The following is a 13,528-nucleotide window of genomic DNA, read 5'->3' on the forward strand; positions in this document are numbered from 1 at the left end:
CCCCAAAAGCTGTCAACTCAATCAACCTGACACACCGAGCTGGCAGGTCTTAGGGCCGCTTCGCGCCCCAGCGGGGATAAATCCCCTCGCCACAGGGGCCAGAAGTGATTTTTCTATCTTTATTTCAGGAGCCGGCATGAGTCCAGCAGCCTCGCAACTGTTCCGCCAGCAGGCCTACATCGACGGCCAATGGCTGGAAGCACCCGATGGCGCCTGCCAGGAAATCTTCAACCCGGCCAATGGCGAGCTGATCGGCCGGGTGCCGAACCTGGGTGCCGAACAGGCCCGCCAGGCCATCGCCGCCGCCAACAAGGCCTGGCCGGCCTGGCGCGGGCTGATCGCCAAGGAGCGCAGCCAGATCCTCAAGCGCTGGCACGGGCTGATGCTTGAAAACGCCGATGCGCTGGCAGAAATCCTCACCCTCGAACAAGGCAAGCCGCTGACCGAAGCCAAAGGCGAAATCCTCTACGCCGCGAGTTTCATCGAGTGGTTCGCCGAAGAAGCCAAACGCATTTATGGCGACACCATCCCCAGCCACAAGGGCGATGCCCGCATTGTGGTCAGCAAAGAACCGATCGGTGTGGTCGCGGCCATCACCCCGTGGAATTTCCCGGCAGCGATGATCACCCGCAAGGCCGGTCCCGCCCTGGCCGCTGGCTGCCCCTGCATCGTCAAGCCCGCGCCGGAAACACCCTTCTCGGCCTTGGCCATGGCAGCCCTGGCGGAGCAGGCCGGGATTCCAGCGGGGATCTTCAACGTGATTACCGGGGATGCCGTGGCCATCGGCGGCGAACTGACGGGCAGCCCGTTGGTGCGCAAGCTGTCGTTCACCGGCTCCACGGCCATTGGCAAATTGCTGATGGCCCAGTGCGCGCCAACCTTGAAGAAGGTATCGCTGGAACTGGGCGGCAACGCCCCCTTCATCGTCTTCGACGATGCCGACCTGGAACGCGCGGTGGACGGAGCGCTGATCGCCAAGTTCCGCAATGCCGGGCAGACCTGTGTCTGCGTCAATCGCTTCCTGGTGCAGGACGGCATTCATGACGCATTTGTCGCGCGCCTGTCCGAGCGCGTGGCACAACTGAAGGTCGGCGACGGTTTCGAGGCCGGCGTCAGCCAGGGTCCGCTGATCAACGAGCGGGCCGTCGCCAAGGTCGAGGATCACGTGCAGGACGCCCTCGCCCACGGTGCCCGTCTGCTCTGCGGCGGCGAACGCCATGCCCTGGGACACGGGTTCTTCCAGCCGACGGTGCTGGCCGGCGTCACGCCACAGATGAAAGTCGCCCGGGAAGAAACGTTTGGCCCACTGGCGGCAGTCTTTCGCTTCGACAGCGAAGCCCAGGCCGTGCAGATGGCCAACGACACCGATTCCGGGCTCGCCGCCTATTGCTACACCCGCGACCTGGGCCGGGCCTGGCGCATGAGCGAGGCGTTGGAATACGGCATGGTCGGCATCAACGAAGGGCTGATTTCAACCGAGGTAGCCCCGTTCGGTGGCGTCAAGACGTCGGGCCTGGGGCGCGAAGGCTCCAAATATGGCATCGAGGATTACCTTGAGCTCAAATACACCTTGATGGGCGGGCTCTGAGCCCCACGGGAGAGAATCGCAATGAGCAACGAAAAGTACGAGAAAGGCTTGCAGATCCGCACCCAAGTGCTGGGCGAAGCCTATGTGAAGCGCTCCATCGAGAACGCGGACGACTTCACCCGGCCCTTGCAGGAAATGGTCACCGAGTACTGCTGGGGTCACGTCTGGGGCCGTGAGGGTTTGTCGCTCAAGGAACGCAGCATGATAAACTTGGCCATGATTTCAGCCCTCAATCGACCTCACGAACTCAAACTGCATGTACACGGTGCCTTGCGCAACGGCCTGAGTCGTGAACAAATACGCGAAATCCTGCTTCAGGTCGGTATTTATTGCGGCGTACCCGCGGCCGTCGACAGTTTCCGGCTCGCCCGTGAAGCCTTCGCTGAAGCCGATGCCGAGGCCTCCAGTTAACCTTGGCTGTTTTTGCAAAGAGCACGTGACGATGATCGACGTGCTCTTTTTGCGTGGACAGCCACCTAAAGAGCAACGCCCATGAAACGCCTGCCACTCGACGACAGCTTCAAGGTCAATCGCAACCCCGTCACCCTGCGCGAGATCGTGCTGGATAAGCTGCGAAGCGCCATCATGAACTTCCAGCTCCTGCCGGGAGATCGTCTGGTCGAGCGTGATCTGTGCGATCGCCTGGGCGTGAGCCGCACGTCGGTGCGCGAAGCCTTGCGTCACCTGGAGTCCGAAGGCCTGGTGGAATTCGCCGATGCCAAGGGGCCACGGGTCGCGATCATCACCCTGAGCGATGCCGGTGACATCTATGAGCTGCGTTGCGTGCTCGAAGGGCTGATCGTTCAGCTATTCACCCTGCGCGCCAGCGCCAAGGACATCAAGGCCCTCGAAAAGGCCCTGAAGGAAAACCGCGAAGCCCTCAAGGACGGCGAACTGCAACAGGTGCTGGATTCGGTACAGGGTTTCTACGACGTGCTGCTCGAAGGCTCCGGCAACCATGTGGCCGCGACCCAACTGCGCCAGCTGCAGGCGCGCATCAGCTACCTGCGGGCCACGTCGGTGTCCCAGGAAAACCGCCGCGGCGCCAGCAACCAGGAAATGGAACGCATCGTCGAAGCCATCAAGAGCGGCGATCCGCTGGCCGCCCACCAAGCGTCCGTGGACCACGTACGGGCCGCGGCCAAGGTTGCGCTGGAGTACCTCAAGCGCAAGCAGGAAGAGACCGGCGCCATTCCTGAAATCACGGTCCCCATCGCCCTGAAAGAACCCCGCATAGGACACTGACATGTTCAGCCCGAACTTTTGTCCAAAGTGTGGCGGCAGCGATCTGAGTCAACGCCTGCCGGCGGGCGATACCCATGAGCGACTGATGTGTGGCGGCTGCGGCTACATCCACTACGTCAACCCGAAGATCATTGCCGGCTGCATCATCGAGCAGGACGGCAAATACCTGTTGTGCCAACGCGCCATCCCTCCACGCCCGGGCACCTGGACCCTGCCGGCCGGGTTCATGGAAGGCAACGAAACCACCGAGCAGGCGGCGCTGCGAGAAGTCTGGGAAGAAACCGGCGTACGGGCGGACATCGTCTCGCCCTACTCGATCTTCAGCGTGCCGAAGATCAGCGAGGTGTACATCATCTTCCGCGCCGTCGCGCTGGAAATCACCGGCCAGTTCGGCCCGGAAACCCTCGCCTGCCAGTTCTTCGCCCCAGAGGACATTCCCTGGGACAGCATCTACTACCCGGCCATCCGCCAGATCCTCGAACGCTACATCGAGGAGCGCCAGGCCGGGGTCTATGGCATTTACATCGGCAACGACGACAGCGGCAAGATCCACTTCATCCGTTGACCCCTTTGTGGGAGCGGGCTTGCTCGCGAAGACGCCAAGCTGCCTGTATCCACGTTGACTGTGCCACCGCTATCGCGAGCAGGCTCGCTCCCACAGAGTTCGATGCCGTACATAAACCTTGCACACACCACGAGTCCATTGTGGGAGCGAGCCTGCTCGCGATGGCGGCTTGTCATTCGACATCGCTGCGACTGAACCACCGCTGTCGCGAGCAGGCTCGCTCCCACAGGTAATTGACGCAACATCAGTGCCTACGAGGTAGGCACGCCCTCGACGATGATCACTTCGGCCCGGGCCACCTCCTTGCGGTGGTGCTTGGCCTCCTGATACTGCGGCGAGTGATAACAGGCCAGCGCCTGCTCGTAGGAATCGAATTCAATCACCACGCTGCGCTGCGGCGTGGCCCTGCCCTCCATCGCCTCGCTACGCCCGCCCCGGGCCAGCATCCGGCCTCCGTACAAGGCAAACGCCGCCGGAGCCCGCTGGGTGTATTGGCTATATTGATCAGGGTCGGTGACATCCACATGGGCAATCCAGTACGCCTTCATAGTGACCTCTCGGGTTAATTTGTATTATGGTATACCACAGTCGGTTTCCATCCTGCATCCCACCCGAACAAAGAGAGCCCTACATGGCCTTTAACAGTATTCAAGAAATCATCGAAGACTACCGTCAGGGCAAGATGGTGCTGCTGGTGGACGACGAAGACCGGGAAAACGAAGGCGACCTGCTGCTGGCCGCCGATTGCTGCAGCGCCCAGGCCATCAGCTTCATGGCGAGAGAAGCCCGTGGACTGATCTGCCTGACCTTGACCGACGAACACTGCCAGCGCCTGGGGCTCGAACAGATGGTGCCGAGCAATGGCAGCGTGTTCAGCACGGCGTTCACCGTGTCCATCGAAGCCGCCACCGGCGTGACCACCGGCATCTCCGCTGCCGACCGGGCGCGCACCGTGGCCGCGGCCGTCGCCGCCGATGCCGGTCCCGCCGATATCGTGCAGCCAGGACATATCTTCCCGTTGCGCGCCCGGGAAGGTGGCGTCCTGACCCGTGCCGGGCATACCGAAGCCGGCTGTGACCTGGCGCGCCTGGCCGGCTTCACGCCGGCGTCGGTGATCGTCGAAGTGATGAACGACGACGGCACCATGGCCCGCCGCCCGGACCTGGAAGTGTTCGCCCGCCAACACGGGATCAAGATCGGCACCATCGCCGAGCTGATCCACTATCGCCTGAGCACCGAACACACCGTGGTACGCATCGGCGAACGGGAACTGCCCACCGTGCACGGCACCTTCCGGCTGTTCACCTTTGAAGACCGCATCGAAGGTGGCGTGCACATGGCGATGGTCATGGGCAACATCCGCCGGGAAGAACCGACCCTGGTGCGGGTCCACGTCATCGACCCACTGCGGGACCTGGTGGGCGCCGAATACAACGGCCCGTCCAACTGGACACTCTGGGCGGCCCTGCAACGGGTCGCCGAAGAGGGTTGCGGCGTGGTGGTCGTGCTGGCCAACCACGAGTCCTCCCAGGCGCTGCTCGAACGCGTGCCGCAACTCACCCAGCCACCACGCCAGTTCAGCCGCTCCCAGTCACGCATCTATTCAGAGGTGGGGACCGGGGCGCAGATCCTCCAGGACCTGGGCGTCGGCAAGTTGCGCCACCTGGGACCGCCACTCAAGTATGCCGGTTTGACGGGGTACGACCTTGAGGTGGTGGAGAGCATTCCGTTTACCGAGTGAATCCCGATTAGCCGGGAACACCCTGTGGGAGCGAGCCTGCTCGCGATAGCAGTGATTCAGTCACTGCAAGGCCGAATGAGACGCCGCATCGCGAGCAGGCTCGCTCCCACAAGGACAATGATTACCTGAAAAGACCATAGAAAAAAATCTGCCTCGGACAGATAGCCGGTACGGCAAAATGCTTGCAGAAAGTTTGGAATACCATAATATGATATTCCATAGACCGAACGTTTCAGCCAAGTGCGCCCGGCAGGGAAAGCACAGCCATTCAGCCCTTGGCCCGGTCCTGCAAAGCCAGATGGACCTATAGCTCCCGATAAGCGGGCACACACAAGCCCGCTCAATAAACACAACAATGAGGGCGTGAAAATGGTGTTGAAGAAAAGTGCAGTTGCCGTTCTTTTTGCTGGCTTGCTAGGTGTCACCAGCCAAGGGGCGATGGCGGCTGAAAGCGTCAACTTCGTCAGCTGGGGTGGCACGACCCAGGATGCGCAGAAACAGGCCTGGGCCAACCCATTCAGCAAGAGCACCGGCATCACTGTCGTCCAGGATGGCCCGACCGACTACGGCAAACTCAAGGCCATGGTCGAAAGCGGTAACGTGCAGTGGGACGTGGTTGACGTCGAAGCTGACTTTGCCTTGCGCGCCGCCGCCGAAGGCCTGCTCGAACCCCTGGACTTCTCGGTCATCCAGCGCGACAAGATCGACCCGCGCTTCGTTTCCGAACACGGCGTAGGTTCCTTCTACTTCTCCTTCGTCCTCGGCTACAACGAAGGCAAGCTCGGCGCCGGTAAGCCGCAGGACTGGTCCGCGCTGTTCGACACCAAGACCTACCCCGGCAAACGCGCCCTGTACAAATGGCCGAGCCCTGGCGTGCTCGAACTGGCCCTGCTGGCCGACGGCGTGCCCCAGGACAAGCTCTATCCCCTGGACCTGGATCGCGCCTTCAAGAAACTCGACACCATCAAGAAAGACATCGTCTGGTGGGGCGGCGGCGCTCAGTCCCAGCAACTGCTCGCGTCCGGTGAAGCCAGCCTCGGCCAGTTCTGGAATGGCCGGATTTATGCACTGCAACAGGACGGCGCGCCGGTGGGCGTGAGCTGGAAACAGAACCTGGTCATGGCCGACATCCTGGTCGTGCCGAAGGGCTCGAAGAACAAGGCCGCCGCCATGAAGTTCCTGGCCAGCGCCAGCAGTGCCAAGGGCCAGGCCGACTTCTCCAACCTGACCGCTTATGCGCCGGTCAACGTTGATAGCGTCGCGCGCCTGGATTCGGTGCTCGCTCCCAATCTGCCGACCGCCTACGCCAAGGATCAGATCACGCTCGATTTCGCGTACTGGGCCAAGAACGGTCAGGACATCGCGACACGGTGGAACGAATGGCTGGTCAAATGAAAATGTCGGCAACGACAACCCGGCACACCGGGAGCGCCCCAGGCGCTGCCGGCGTGGCAACCGCCAAGGCCGCGACGACGCCGTCGCTGGCCCAACGCTGGCGCGGGGCCGGTAACCTGGCGCCCGCCCTGCTGTTTCTTGGCCTGTTCTTCCTGGCACCGCTGATCGGCCTGCTGTTGCGTGGCGTGCTGGAGCCGGTGCCCGGGTTGGGCAACTACGAGCAACTGTTCGCCAACTCGGCCTATACCCGAGTGTTGCTCAATACCTTTTCGGTGGCCGGCCTGGTGACGTTGTTCAGCTTGCTGCTGGGCTTTCCCCTGGCCTGGGCCATCACCCTGGTACCCCGTGGCTGGGGTCGCTGGATCCTCAACATCGTGCTGCTGTCGATGTGGACCAGCCTGCTGGCCCGGACCTACTCCTGGCTCGTGTTATTGCAGGCTTCCGGGGTGATCAACAAGGCGCTGATGGCCCTGGGGATCATCGATCAGCCGCTGGAGATGGTGCACAACCTCACCGGCGTGGTGATCGGCATGAGCTACATCATGATCCCGTTCATCGTCCTGCCGTTGCAGGCGACTATGCAAGCCATCGACCCGATGATCCTGCAGGCCGGCTCCATCTGCGGTGCCAGTCCCTGGACCAACTTCTTCCGGGTGTTCCTGCCGCTGTGCCGGCCGGGGCTGTTTTCCGGTGGCCTGATGGTGTTCGTGATGTCCCTGGGTTACTACGTCACCCCGGCGTTGCTCGGTGGCGCGCAGAACATGATGCTGCCCGAGTTCATCATCCAGCAGGTGCAATCGTTCCTCAATTGGGGCCTGGCGAGCGCCGGTGCCGCGTTGCTGATCGTCATCACGCTGGTGCTGTTCTACTTCTACCTGAAGCTTCAGCCGGAATCCCCGGTTGGCGCCAGTAACGCGAGGTAAATCGTCATGCTCCTGACTCCCAATGCCATGAGCCGGCGCATGCGCTTCGGTCTGTACTTCACGACCGGGTTGATCGGGCTGTTCCTGCTGCTACCGATCGTATTCATCGTGCTGCTGTCGTTCGGCTCGTCCCAGTGGCTGGTCTTCCCGCCACCGGGCTGGACGCTCAAATGGTACGGCCAGTTCTTTTCCAACCCCGACTGGATGAGCGCCGCGCTGGCCAGTCTCAAGGTTGCGGTGCTGACCACGATCTGCGCCGTAGCACTGGGCCTGCCGACCGCATTTGCCCTGGTGCGTGGTCGGTTTCCGGGGCGGGAAATGCTTTACGGCCTGTTCACCCTGCCGATGATCGTGCCGCTGGTGATCATCGCCGTGGCGGTGTATGCGCTGTTCCTCAAGCTTGGCTACACCGGCACGATGTTCGCGTTCGTGGTCAGCCACGTCATTGTCGCGTTACCGTTCACCATCATCTCGATCATCAACTCGTTGAAGCTGTTCGACCAGTCCATCGAAGACGCCGCCGTGATCTGCGGTGCCTCGCGGCTGCAAGCGGTGTTCAAGGTCACCTTCCCGGCCATCCGCCCGGGCATGATCGCCGGCGCCCTGTTCGCGTTCCTGGTGTCGTGGGACGAGGTGGTGCTGAGCGTGATGATGGCCAGCCCGACTCTGCAAACCCTGCCCGTAAAGATGTGGACCACCCTGCGCCAGGACCTGACGCCTGTGATCGCCGTCGCTTCGACGCTGCTGATCGGCCTCTCGGTATTGGTGATGGTGATCGCCGCCGCCCTGCGCCGGCGCAATGAAATCAGCGCCTGAGCGCCTAGGAGAACCCGATGAGTGCCGTCAAAGATCCCGCACAACAGAACAACAAAACCCTGGTCAGCCTGCGCAACCTGAACAAACACTACGGCGACTTTGCCGCCGTCGACGACATCGCCCTGGAGATCCAGGACGGTGAGTTCCTGACGTTCCTCGGCTCCAGCGGCTCGGGCAAGAGCACCACGCTGTCGATGCTGGCCGGCTTCGAAACCCCCAGCAGCGGCGAGATCCTGGTGGACGGCAAATCCCTGGTCAACGTCCCGCCGCACAAGCGCGACATCGGCATGGTGTTCCAGCGCTACTCGCTGTTCCCGCACCTGTCGGTACGCGACAACATTGCCTTCCCCCTGGCGATCCGCAAACTGGCGCCGGCCGAGCGTGACCGTCGGGTCGATGCCATGCTCAAGCTGGTGCAGCTGGAACAGTTTGCTCATCGCCGCCCTTCGCAACTCTCCGGCGGCCAGCAACAACGGGTCGCCATCGCCAGGGCGCTGGTCTATGAGCCACGCATCCTGCTGATGGACGAACCCCTTGGCGCCCTGGACAAGAAACTCCGCGAGGACCTGCAGGATGAACTGCGCCAGTTGCATCGGCGCCTGGGCATCACCATCGTCTACGTGACCCACGATCAGGAAGAAGCCATGCGCCTGTCCCAGCGCATCGCCATTTTCAGCCACGGCAAGATCGTCGGCCTGGGCACCGGCTACGACCTCTACCAGAACCCGCCGAATGCCTTTGTCGCGTCGTTCCTCGGCAACTCCAACTTCCTCAAGCTCAAGGCCCAGGGCAACGCGGTGGCGACCTTCGAAGGCCAGTCGCTGTCGATCCGCCTGACCGCCGGCCTGCACACCGACCAGGATGTGTTGTTGATGGTCCGCCCGGAGAAGGCCCTGGCGCTGAGCACCGAACAGGCTGCTCAAGAGCCCCTGGCGGCGGGCTGGAATGAAGTCTCGGCCAAGGTCGTCGAAGTGCTGTTCCTCGGTGAAAGCCAGACCTGCAGCGTGGTGACGTCCGGCGGCACCGCCATGACCGTCAAGGCCCTCTCAGCCGCCGGCATGCCGCTCAAGGCCGGCGATCCGGTGCGTGTGCGCTGGGCCACCGCCGATGCCTGTGTCTACACCCAATGGGCCGAGAGCGACCTGAACAAAGCCGCCGGTGCTCATTGATGAACACGGCGTCACTACCGCATACGTGCGAGGACTGCTAAATGATTGATGCCAACGTTTACAAACAGGTCATGGGCTCGTTTCCGTCCGGCGTGACGGTCATCACCACCCTTGATGACGACGGCCAGATCGTCGGCCTCACCGCCAGCGCTTTCAGCTCGTTGTCGATGGACCCGGCCCTGGTGCTGTTCTGCCCCAACTACAGTTCCGATTCCTACCCGGTGCTGATCCGCAACAAGCGCTTCGCCATCCACCTGCTCTCCGGCGGGCAACAGAACGAAGCCTATGCCTTCGCCCGCAAAGGCAAGGACAAAGCCCAGGGCATCGAATGGACTCTGAGTGAGCTGGGTAACCCGTTGCTGGGCAATGCCACCGCCATCATCGAATGCGAACTGTGGCGTGAATACGAAGGCGGCGACCACGCCATCATGGTCGGCGCCGTGAAGAACCTGATCGTGCCGCAACACACCCAGGGCCCGCTGGTGTATTGCCACGGAAAGATGGGTGCCCTGCCCGTCCTTGCCTGAACCGATCGTCAATCATCAAGAGATAGCGCCATGAAATTTTCCCTGTTCGTACACATGGAACGCTGGGACGAAAGCGTCAGCCATCGCCAGTTGTTCGAAGACCTGACCGAACTGACCCTGATGGCCGAGGCCGGCGGCTTCAGCACCGTCTGGATCGGTGAACACCACGCCATGGAATACACCATCTCACCCAGCCCGATGCCACTGCTGGCTTATCTGGCAGCCAGGACCACCACCATTCACCTGGGCGCCGGCACCATCATCGCGCCGTTCTGGCACCCGCTGCGGGCAGCCGGTGAATGCGCATTGCTGGACGTTATCAGCAACGGCCGCATGGAAGTCGGCCTGGCCCGTGGCGCTTACCAAGTGGAGTTCGACCGCATGGCCGGCGGCATGCCAGCGGCCTCCGGCGGCCAGGCCTTGCGAGAAATGGTTCCGGCGATACGGGCACTGTGGCAAGGCGACTACGCCCATGACGGCGACATCTGGAAATTCCCGACCTCCACCAGCGTGCCCAAGCCGATCCAGAAGCCGAACCCGCCCATGTGGATCGCGGCCCGCGACCCGGACTCGCACAACTTCGCCGTCGCCAACGGCTGTAACGTCATGGTGACGCCGTTGATGAAGGGTGACGAAGAAGTCCTCGACCTGAAGAACAAGTTCCAAAGCGCGTTGGACAACAACCCCGACGTACCGCGCCCGCAACTGATGGTGCTGCGCCACACCCACGTACATTCGGCCGACAACCCGGAAGGCTGGCAAGTCGGGGCCAAGGCCATCGCAAAGTTCTACCGCACCTTCGATGCCTGGTTCGGCAACAAGGAAACCCCGGTCAACGGCTTCCTGGCGCCAAGCCCGGAAGAAAAATTCGCCGGTCGCCCGGAGTTCGAACTGGAGAGCCTGCACAGGACGGCCATGATCGGTACCCCGGAAGAAATCATTCCGCGCATCAAGTACTACCAGGAACTGGGCGTCGACGAGTTCAGCTTCTGGTGCGACAACAGCCTGCCTCATGCCGAAAAGAAAAGGTCCCTGGAGTTGTTCATCAAGCATGTGGTGCCGGCGTTTCGTTGATCGTGCCGGCTAGTTAGACCGCTATCGCGAGCAGGTTCGCTCCCACAAGGGATTCATGGTGAACACAGATCATGTGCACACCTGCAACCCATGTGGGAGCGAGCCTGCTCGCGATGGCGCCCTGAAGCAAAAGACAAAGCAAAAAAAAGCCCGGACTTGAAGGTCCGGGCTTTTTTGTTTTCAAGGATCAGAACGTCACGCTGGCACTCAGGCGCGCGGTACGTGGTTCCCCGACGGCGACCTGCAACTGGCTGCCGGTGGAGGACGGGTAGTACTGCTTGTCGAACAGGTTGTCCACGTTCAGTTGCAGCGACGTATTGTGCCCGAAGACCGGCGACTCCCAGCGCAGGAAAGCATCGGCAACGGTGTAGCTGCTCAGCCAGAAATCGTTGGCATTGTTGGCCGCACGCTCACCGACGTAGCGTGCGCCGGCACCGGCGTGCCAGGCGCCGAATTCGGCGGGTACGTTCAAGTGGTGCGACAGGTACAGGCTGGCGGTGTGCTTGGGCGCGTCCGACAGGCGATGGCCCTCGTTCTTTGGATCATCCAGTATTTCCGTATGGGTGTAGGCGTAGGTGCCGATCAGGTCCCAGCGTTCGGCGAGACGTCCGGTGATGTCGAGTTCCAGGCCTTGGGAGCCGACCTTGCCGGCGGCTTCTGCAATGGTTTTCCCACCGACCACCGTGTTGGTTACCACATTCTTTTTTTCGATATCGAACAAGGCGAGATTGATATTCAGCCCAGGCAGAGGATCATATTTGGCACCGATTTCATAACTGCGCCCCTCCTCCGGCTTGAAAGTGCTGAGGTTGTCATCGACGGTATCGTTGGGCTTGAACGAACGGCTGTAATTCCCGTACAGGGACAAGGTTTCATCCGCCTTGTAGACCAGTCCAAGAAACGGAACAAAGGCATCGCCGTTATCGTCGCGAACAGGCACTCGCTTGATCATTCCCGTTTCACTGAACTGATCGTAATGCTGGTAGCGTCCGCCAAATACGAGAATCCACCGATCATCCAGGTGCCAGTTGTCCTTCAGGTAAACGGAGCTGGAAGTCAGTTTGTTACTCAGGTTGCTTTGCGCAGCATTTATCTTGCTTGGCTCTGCCAGGCCACCATAAACCGGCGCGGTGATATCGAACCCTCCTTGTGCAGTGCCACGGTAGGTCTTGCCACGGTATTGATCGGACACCTGATTATCGACACCGATCAGCAGATCATGGCGCTGACCGAACAGCTCCTGCTTACCCATGAAATCCCAACTGGCATAGCGGGTTTCGTCGTCGTAATGAGCACCATTGGCCTTTCGACTCAATAGATTTCCCGTCAGAGTGTCGGGCTGCGCAATCGAAAGACTGTAGCGGTCATTGTTCCAGCCATAAGTCACCCGAGTCTTCCACGCCTCGCTCAGCTCATACTCGAAACGTGCCGTCGCCGTCTCACGAATCCCCACGCTCCTGGTCCAGCGCTCGTCGAGACGCTTGTCATAATCGATATCCGCCGGATGCCCGTCGGTGAACACCGTCCCACGGTCAAACGGGTTGGAATATTCGTTGTACTCATAGCTCAGGTTCAACGAAGCCCGCTCTCCGGTCCAGGCCAGGGACGGCGCGACCAGGGTGCTCTCATTCACACCATAGTTGCGCCAGTAATCTTCATGACCACGCTCGGCAACCAACCGATACGCCAGCCCGGTATCGCCCAGCGGCCCGGTGGTGTCCACGGCCAGGGTGCCGCCGCCTTCGCTGTAGGCCGAGCCGCTCAGCGTGGTGCTTTGAGTGTATTCGGGCTTTTTGCTGATGATGTTGACCAGGCCGCCAGGCTCCAGCGCGCCATACAGCATCGAGGCCGGGCCCTTGAGCACTTCGACCCGTTCGGTGGTGGCACTGAAGTTGTGTCCCAGGTTAGAACGCACGCCGTCGCGCAGGATCGAGCCATCGTCGTTGGTGCCGAAACCACGCTTGATCAGCGAGTCCCGCGAACCACCCAGGGTATTGCCCTGGCTGACGCCGCTGACGAACTTCATCGCATCGCCCAGTGAGCGCACCTGATAATCGTCCAGGGTCTGCCGGGGCACCACATTGATCGATTGCGCCTCTTCCTTGATCGGGACATCGCTTTTGCTCGCCGTGCTGGCTTGCGATGCCGTGTAGACCTCATCTTGAGTGACGCGACTGCCCTGGATGTCCGTGGTGGGCAGTTGGATTACATCCTGGGCCCACAGCGGGCTGGCGATGAAGCAGCAGGACAAAGTCGGCAATACACACTTGATGAAGACGTTGCGATTCGCAGGAGGGGTGAAACGATTCAAGACGCGGCACTCACAGGGGATGTTAATGCGAGTGAATATACTTTGAGAATGATTCCCAGTAAATGTTTTCCAGGACCTTATTGCCGCGGCGAACCCCTGTGGGAGCGAGCCTGCTTGCGATAGCGGCGTATCAGTCACACCCTGTTTGGATGTGACGCCCTCATCGCGAGCAGG

At 61.4% G+C, this 13,528-nt stretch carries 13 protein-coding genes; 11 read left to right on the forward strand and 2 right to left on the reverse strand.

Going from position 1 to position 13,528, the window contains the following annotated elements; genetic code table 11:
• Nucleotides 1-136: 136 nt before the first annotated feature.
• The 4 genes from LOY35_RS16020 (at nt 137) to LOY35_RS16035 (ending at nt 3,398) form a co-directional block, all read left to right on the forward strand.
• Entirely contained in the window at nt 137-1,588 is a 1,452-nt protein-coding gene (locus LOY35_RS16020; protein ID WP_258624705.1) for an NAD-dependent succinate-semialdehyde dehydrogenase, read from the forward strand.
• 21 nt (nt 1,589-1,609) lie between these two features.
• Nucleotides 1,610-1,999 (forward strand): carboxymuconolactone decarboxylase family protein, encoded by a 390-nt coding sequence (locus LOY35_RS16025; protein ID WP_258624706.1) that lies wholly within the window; start codon nt 1,610-1,612, stop codon nt 1,997-1,999.
• 81 nt (nt 2,000-2,080) lie between these two features.
• Complete coding sequence (locus LOY35_RS16030) at nt 2,081-2,833, forward strand: GntR family transcriptional regulator (protein ID WP_041022984.1); 753 nt, start codon at nt 2,081-2,083, stop codon at nt 2,831-2,833.
• Between the two features lies 1 nt (nt 2,834).
• On the forward strand, nt 2,835-3,398 hold the full coding sequence (locus LOY35_RS16035) for an NUDIX hydrolase (protein WP_258624708.1): 564 nt from the start codon (nt 2,835-2,837) through the stop codon (nt 3,396-3,398).
• A gap of 251 nt (nt 3,399-3,649) precedes the next feature.
• Here the strand turns inward: LOY35_RS16035 and LOY35_RS16040 are convergent, their stop codons facing one another.
• The gene (locus tag LOY35_RS16040) at nt 3,650-3,946 is read right to left on the reverse strand and encodes a DUF1330 domain-containing protein (RefSeq protein ID WP_258624710.1); all 297 of its coding nucleotides are present in this window, start codon (nt 3,944-3,946) and stop codon (nt 3,650-3,652) included.
• A gap of 83 nt (nt 3,947-4,029) precedes the next feature.
• On the opposite strand from LOY35_RS16040, the gene ribBA reads away from it, so the two are divergent.
• The 7 genes from ribBA to LOY35_RS16075 all read left to right on the forward strand — a co-directional run bounded on the left by ribBA (nt 4,030) and on the right by LOY35_RS16075 (nt 11,043).
• Complete coding sequence (gene ribBA, locus LOY35_RS16045) at nt 4,030-5,139, forward strand: bifunctional 3,4-dihydroxy-2-butanone-4-phosphate synthase/GTP cyclohydrolase II (RefSeq protein WP_258624712.1); 1,110 nt, start codon at nt 4,030-4,032, stop codon at nt 5,137-5,139.
• Nucleotides 5,140-5,508: 369 nt separating this feature from the next.
• Complete coding sequence (locus tag LOY35_RS16050; protein ID WP_258624713.1) at nt 5,509-6,534, forward strand: ABC transporter substrate-binding protein; 1,026 nt, start codon at nt 5,509-5,511, stop codon at nt 6,532-6,534.
• Nucleotides 6,531-7,457 (forward strand): ABC transporter permease, encoded by a 927-nt coding sequence (locus tag LOY35_RS16055; protein WP_258624716.1) that lies wholly within the window; start codon nt 6,531-6,533, stop codon nt 7,455-7,457. Before LOY35_RS16050 ends, LOY35_RS16055 begins: the two co-directional genes overlap by 4 nt.
• Before the next feature lie 6 nt (nt 7,458-7,463).
• Entirely contained in the window at nt 7,464-8,273 is an 810-nt protein-coding gene (locus LOY35_RS16060; RefSeq protein ID WP_258624718.1) for an ABC transporter permease, read from the forward strand.
• A gap of 17 nt (nt 8,274-8,290) precedes the next feature.
• A complete protein-coding gene (locus LOY35_RS16065) occupies nt 8,291-9,442 on the forward strand; it encodes an ABC transporter ATP-binding protein (RefSeq protein WP_258624720.1) in 1,152 nt (383 codons plus the stop codon).
• A 41-nt stretch (nt 9,443-9,483) separates the two neighbouring features.
• Nucleotides 9,484-9,969, forward strand: a complete 486-nt coding sequence (locus LOY35_RS16070) for a flavin reductase family protein (RefSeq protein WP_041022976.1) — start codon at nt 9,484-9,486, stop codon at nt 9,967-9,969.
• A 30-nt stretch (nt 9,970-9,999) separates the two neighbouring features.
• Entirely contained in the window at nt 10,000-11,043 is a 1,044-nt protein-coding gene (locus tag LOY35_RS16075) for an LLM class flavin-dependent oxidoreductase (RefSeq protein ID WP_258624722.1), read from the forward strand.
• A 187-nt stretch (nt 11,044-11,230) separates the two neighbouring features.
• Here the strand turns inward: LOY35_RS16075 and LOY35_RS16080 are convergent, their stop codons facing one another.
• A complete protein-coding gene (locus LOY35_RS16080; protein ID WP_258624723.1) occupies nt 11,231-13,354 on the reverse strand; it encodes a TonB-dependent siderophore receptor in 2,124 nt (707 codons plus the stop codon).
• Between the last annotated feature and the right edge of the window lie 174 nt (nt 13,355-13,528).

The sequence above is a fragment of the Pseudomonas sp. B21-028 genome (genome assembly GCF_024749045.1).
In the GTDB taxonomy this organism is placed as follows: domain Bacteria; phylum Pseudomonadota; class Gammaproteobacteria; order Pseudomonadales; family Pseudomonadaceae; genus Aquipseudomonas.

Coding starts and splice junctions, on each gene's coding strand:
- LOY35_RS16020 (WP_258624705.1), top strand. CDS start 137: ATGAGTCCAGCAGCCTCGCAACTGTTCCGCCAGCAGGCCTACATCGAC.
- LOY35_RS16025 (WP_258624706.1), top strand. CDS start 1,610: ATGAGCAACGAAAAGTACGAGAAAGGCTTGCAGATCCGCACCCAAGTG.
- LOY35_RS16030 (WP_041022984.1), top strand. CDS start 2,081: ATGAAACGCCTGCCACTCGACGACAGCTTCAAGGTCAATCGCAACCCC.
- LOY35_RS16035 (WP_258624708.1), top strand. CDS start 2,835: ATGTTCAGCCCGAACTTTTGTCCAAAGTGTGGCGGCAGCGATCTGAGT.
- LOY35_RS16040 (WP_258624710.1), bottom strand. CDS start 3,946: ATGAAGGCGTACTGGATTGCCCATGTGGATGTCACCGACCCTGATCAA.
- ribBA (WP_258624712.1), top strand. CDS start 4,030: ATGGCCTTTAACAGTATTCAAGAAATCATCGAAGACTACCGTCAGGGC.
- LOY35_RS16050 (WP_258624713.1), top strand. CDS start 5,509: ATGGTGTTGAAGAAAAGTGCAGTTGCCGTTCTTTTTGCTGGCTTGCTA.
- LOY35_RS16055 (WP_258624716.1), top strand. CDS start 6,531: ATGAAAATGTCGGCAACGACAACCCGGCACACCGGGAGCGCCCCAGGC.
- LOY35_RS16060 (WP_258624718.1), top strand. CDS start 7,464: ATGCTCCTGACTCCCAATGCCATGAGCCGGCGCATGCGCTTCGGTCTG.
- LOY35_RS16065 (WP_258624720.1), top strand. CDS start 8,291: ATGAGTGCCGTCAAAGATCCCGCACAACAGAACAACAAAACCCTGGTC.
- LOY35_RS16070 (WP_041022976.1), top strand. CDS start 9,484: ATGATTGATGCCAACGTTTACAAACAGGTCATGGGCTCGTTTCCGTCC.
- LOY35_RS16075 (WP_258624722.1), top strand. CDS start 10,000: ATGAAATTTTCCCTGTTCGTACACATGGAACGCTGGGACGAAAGCGTC.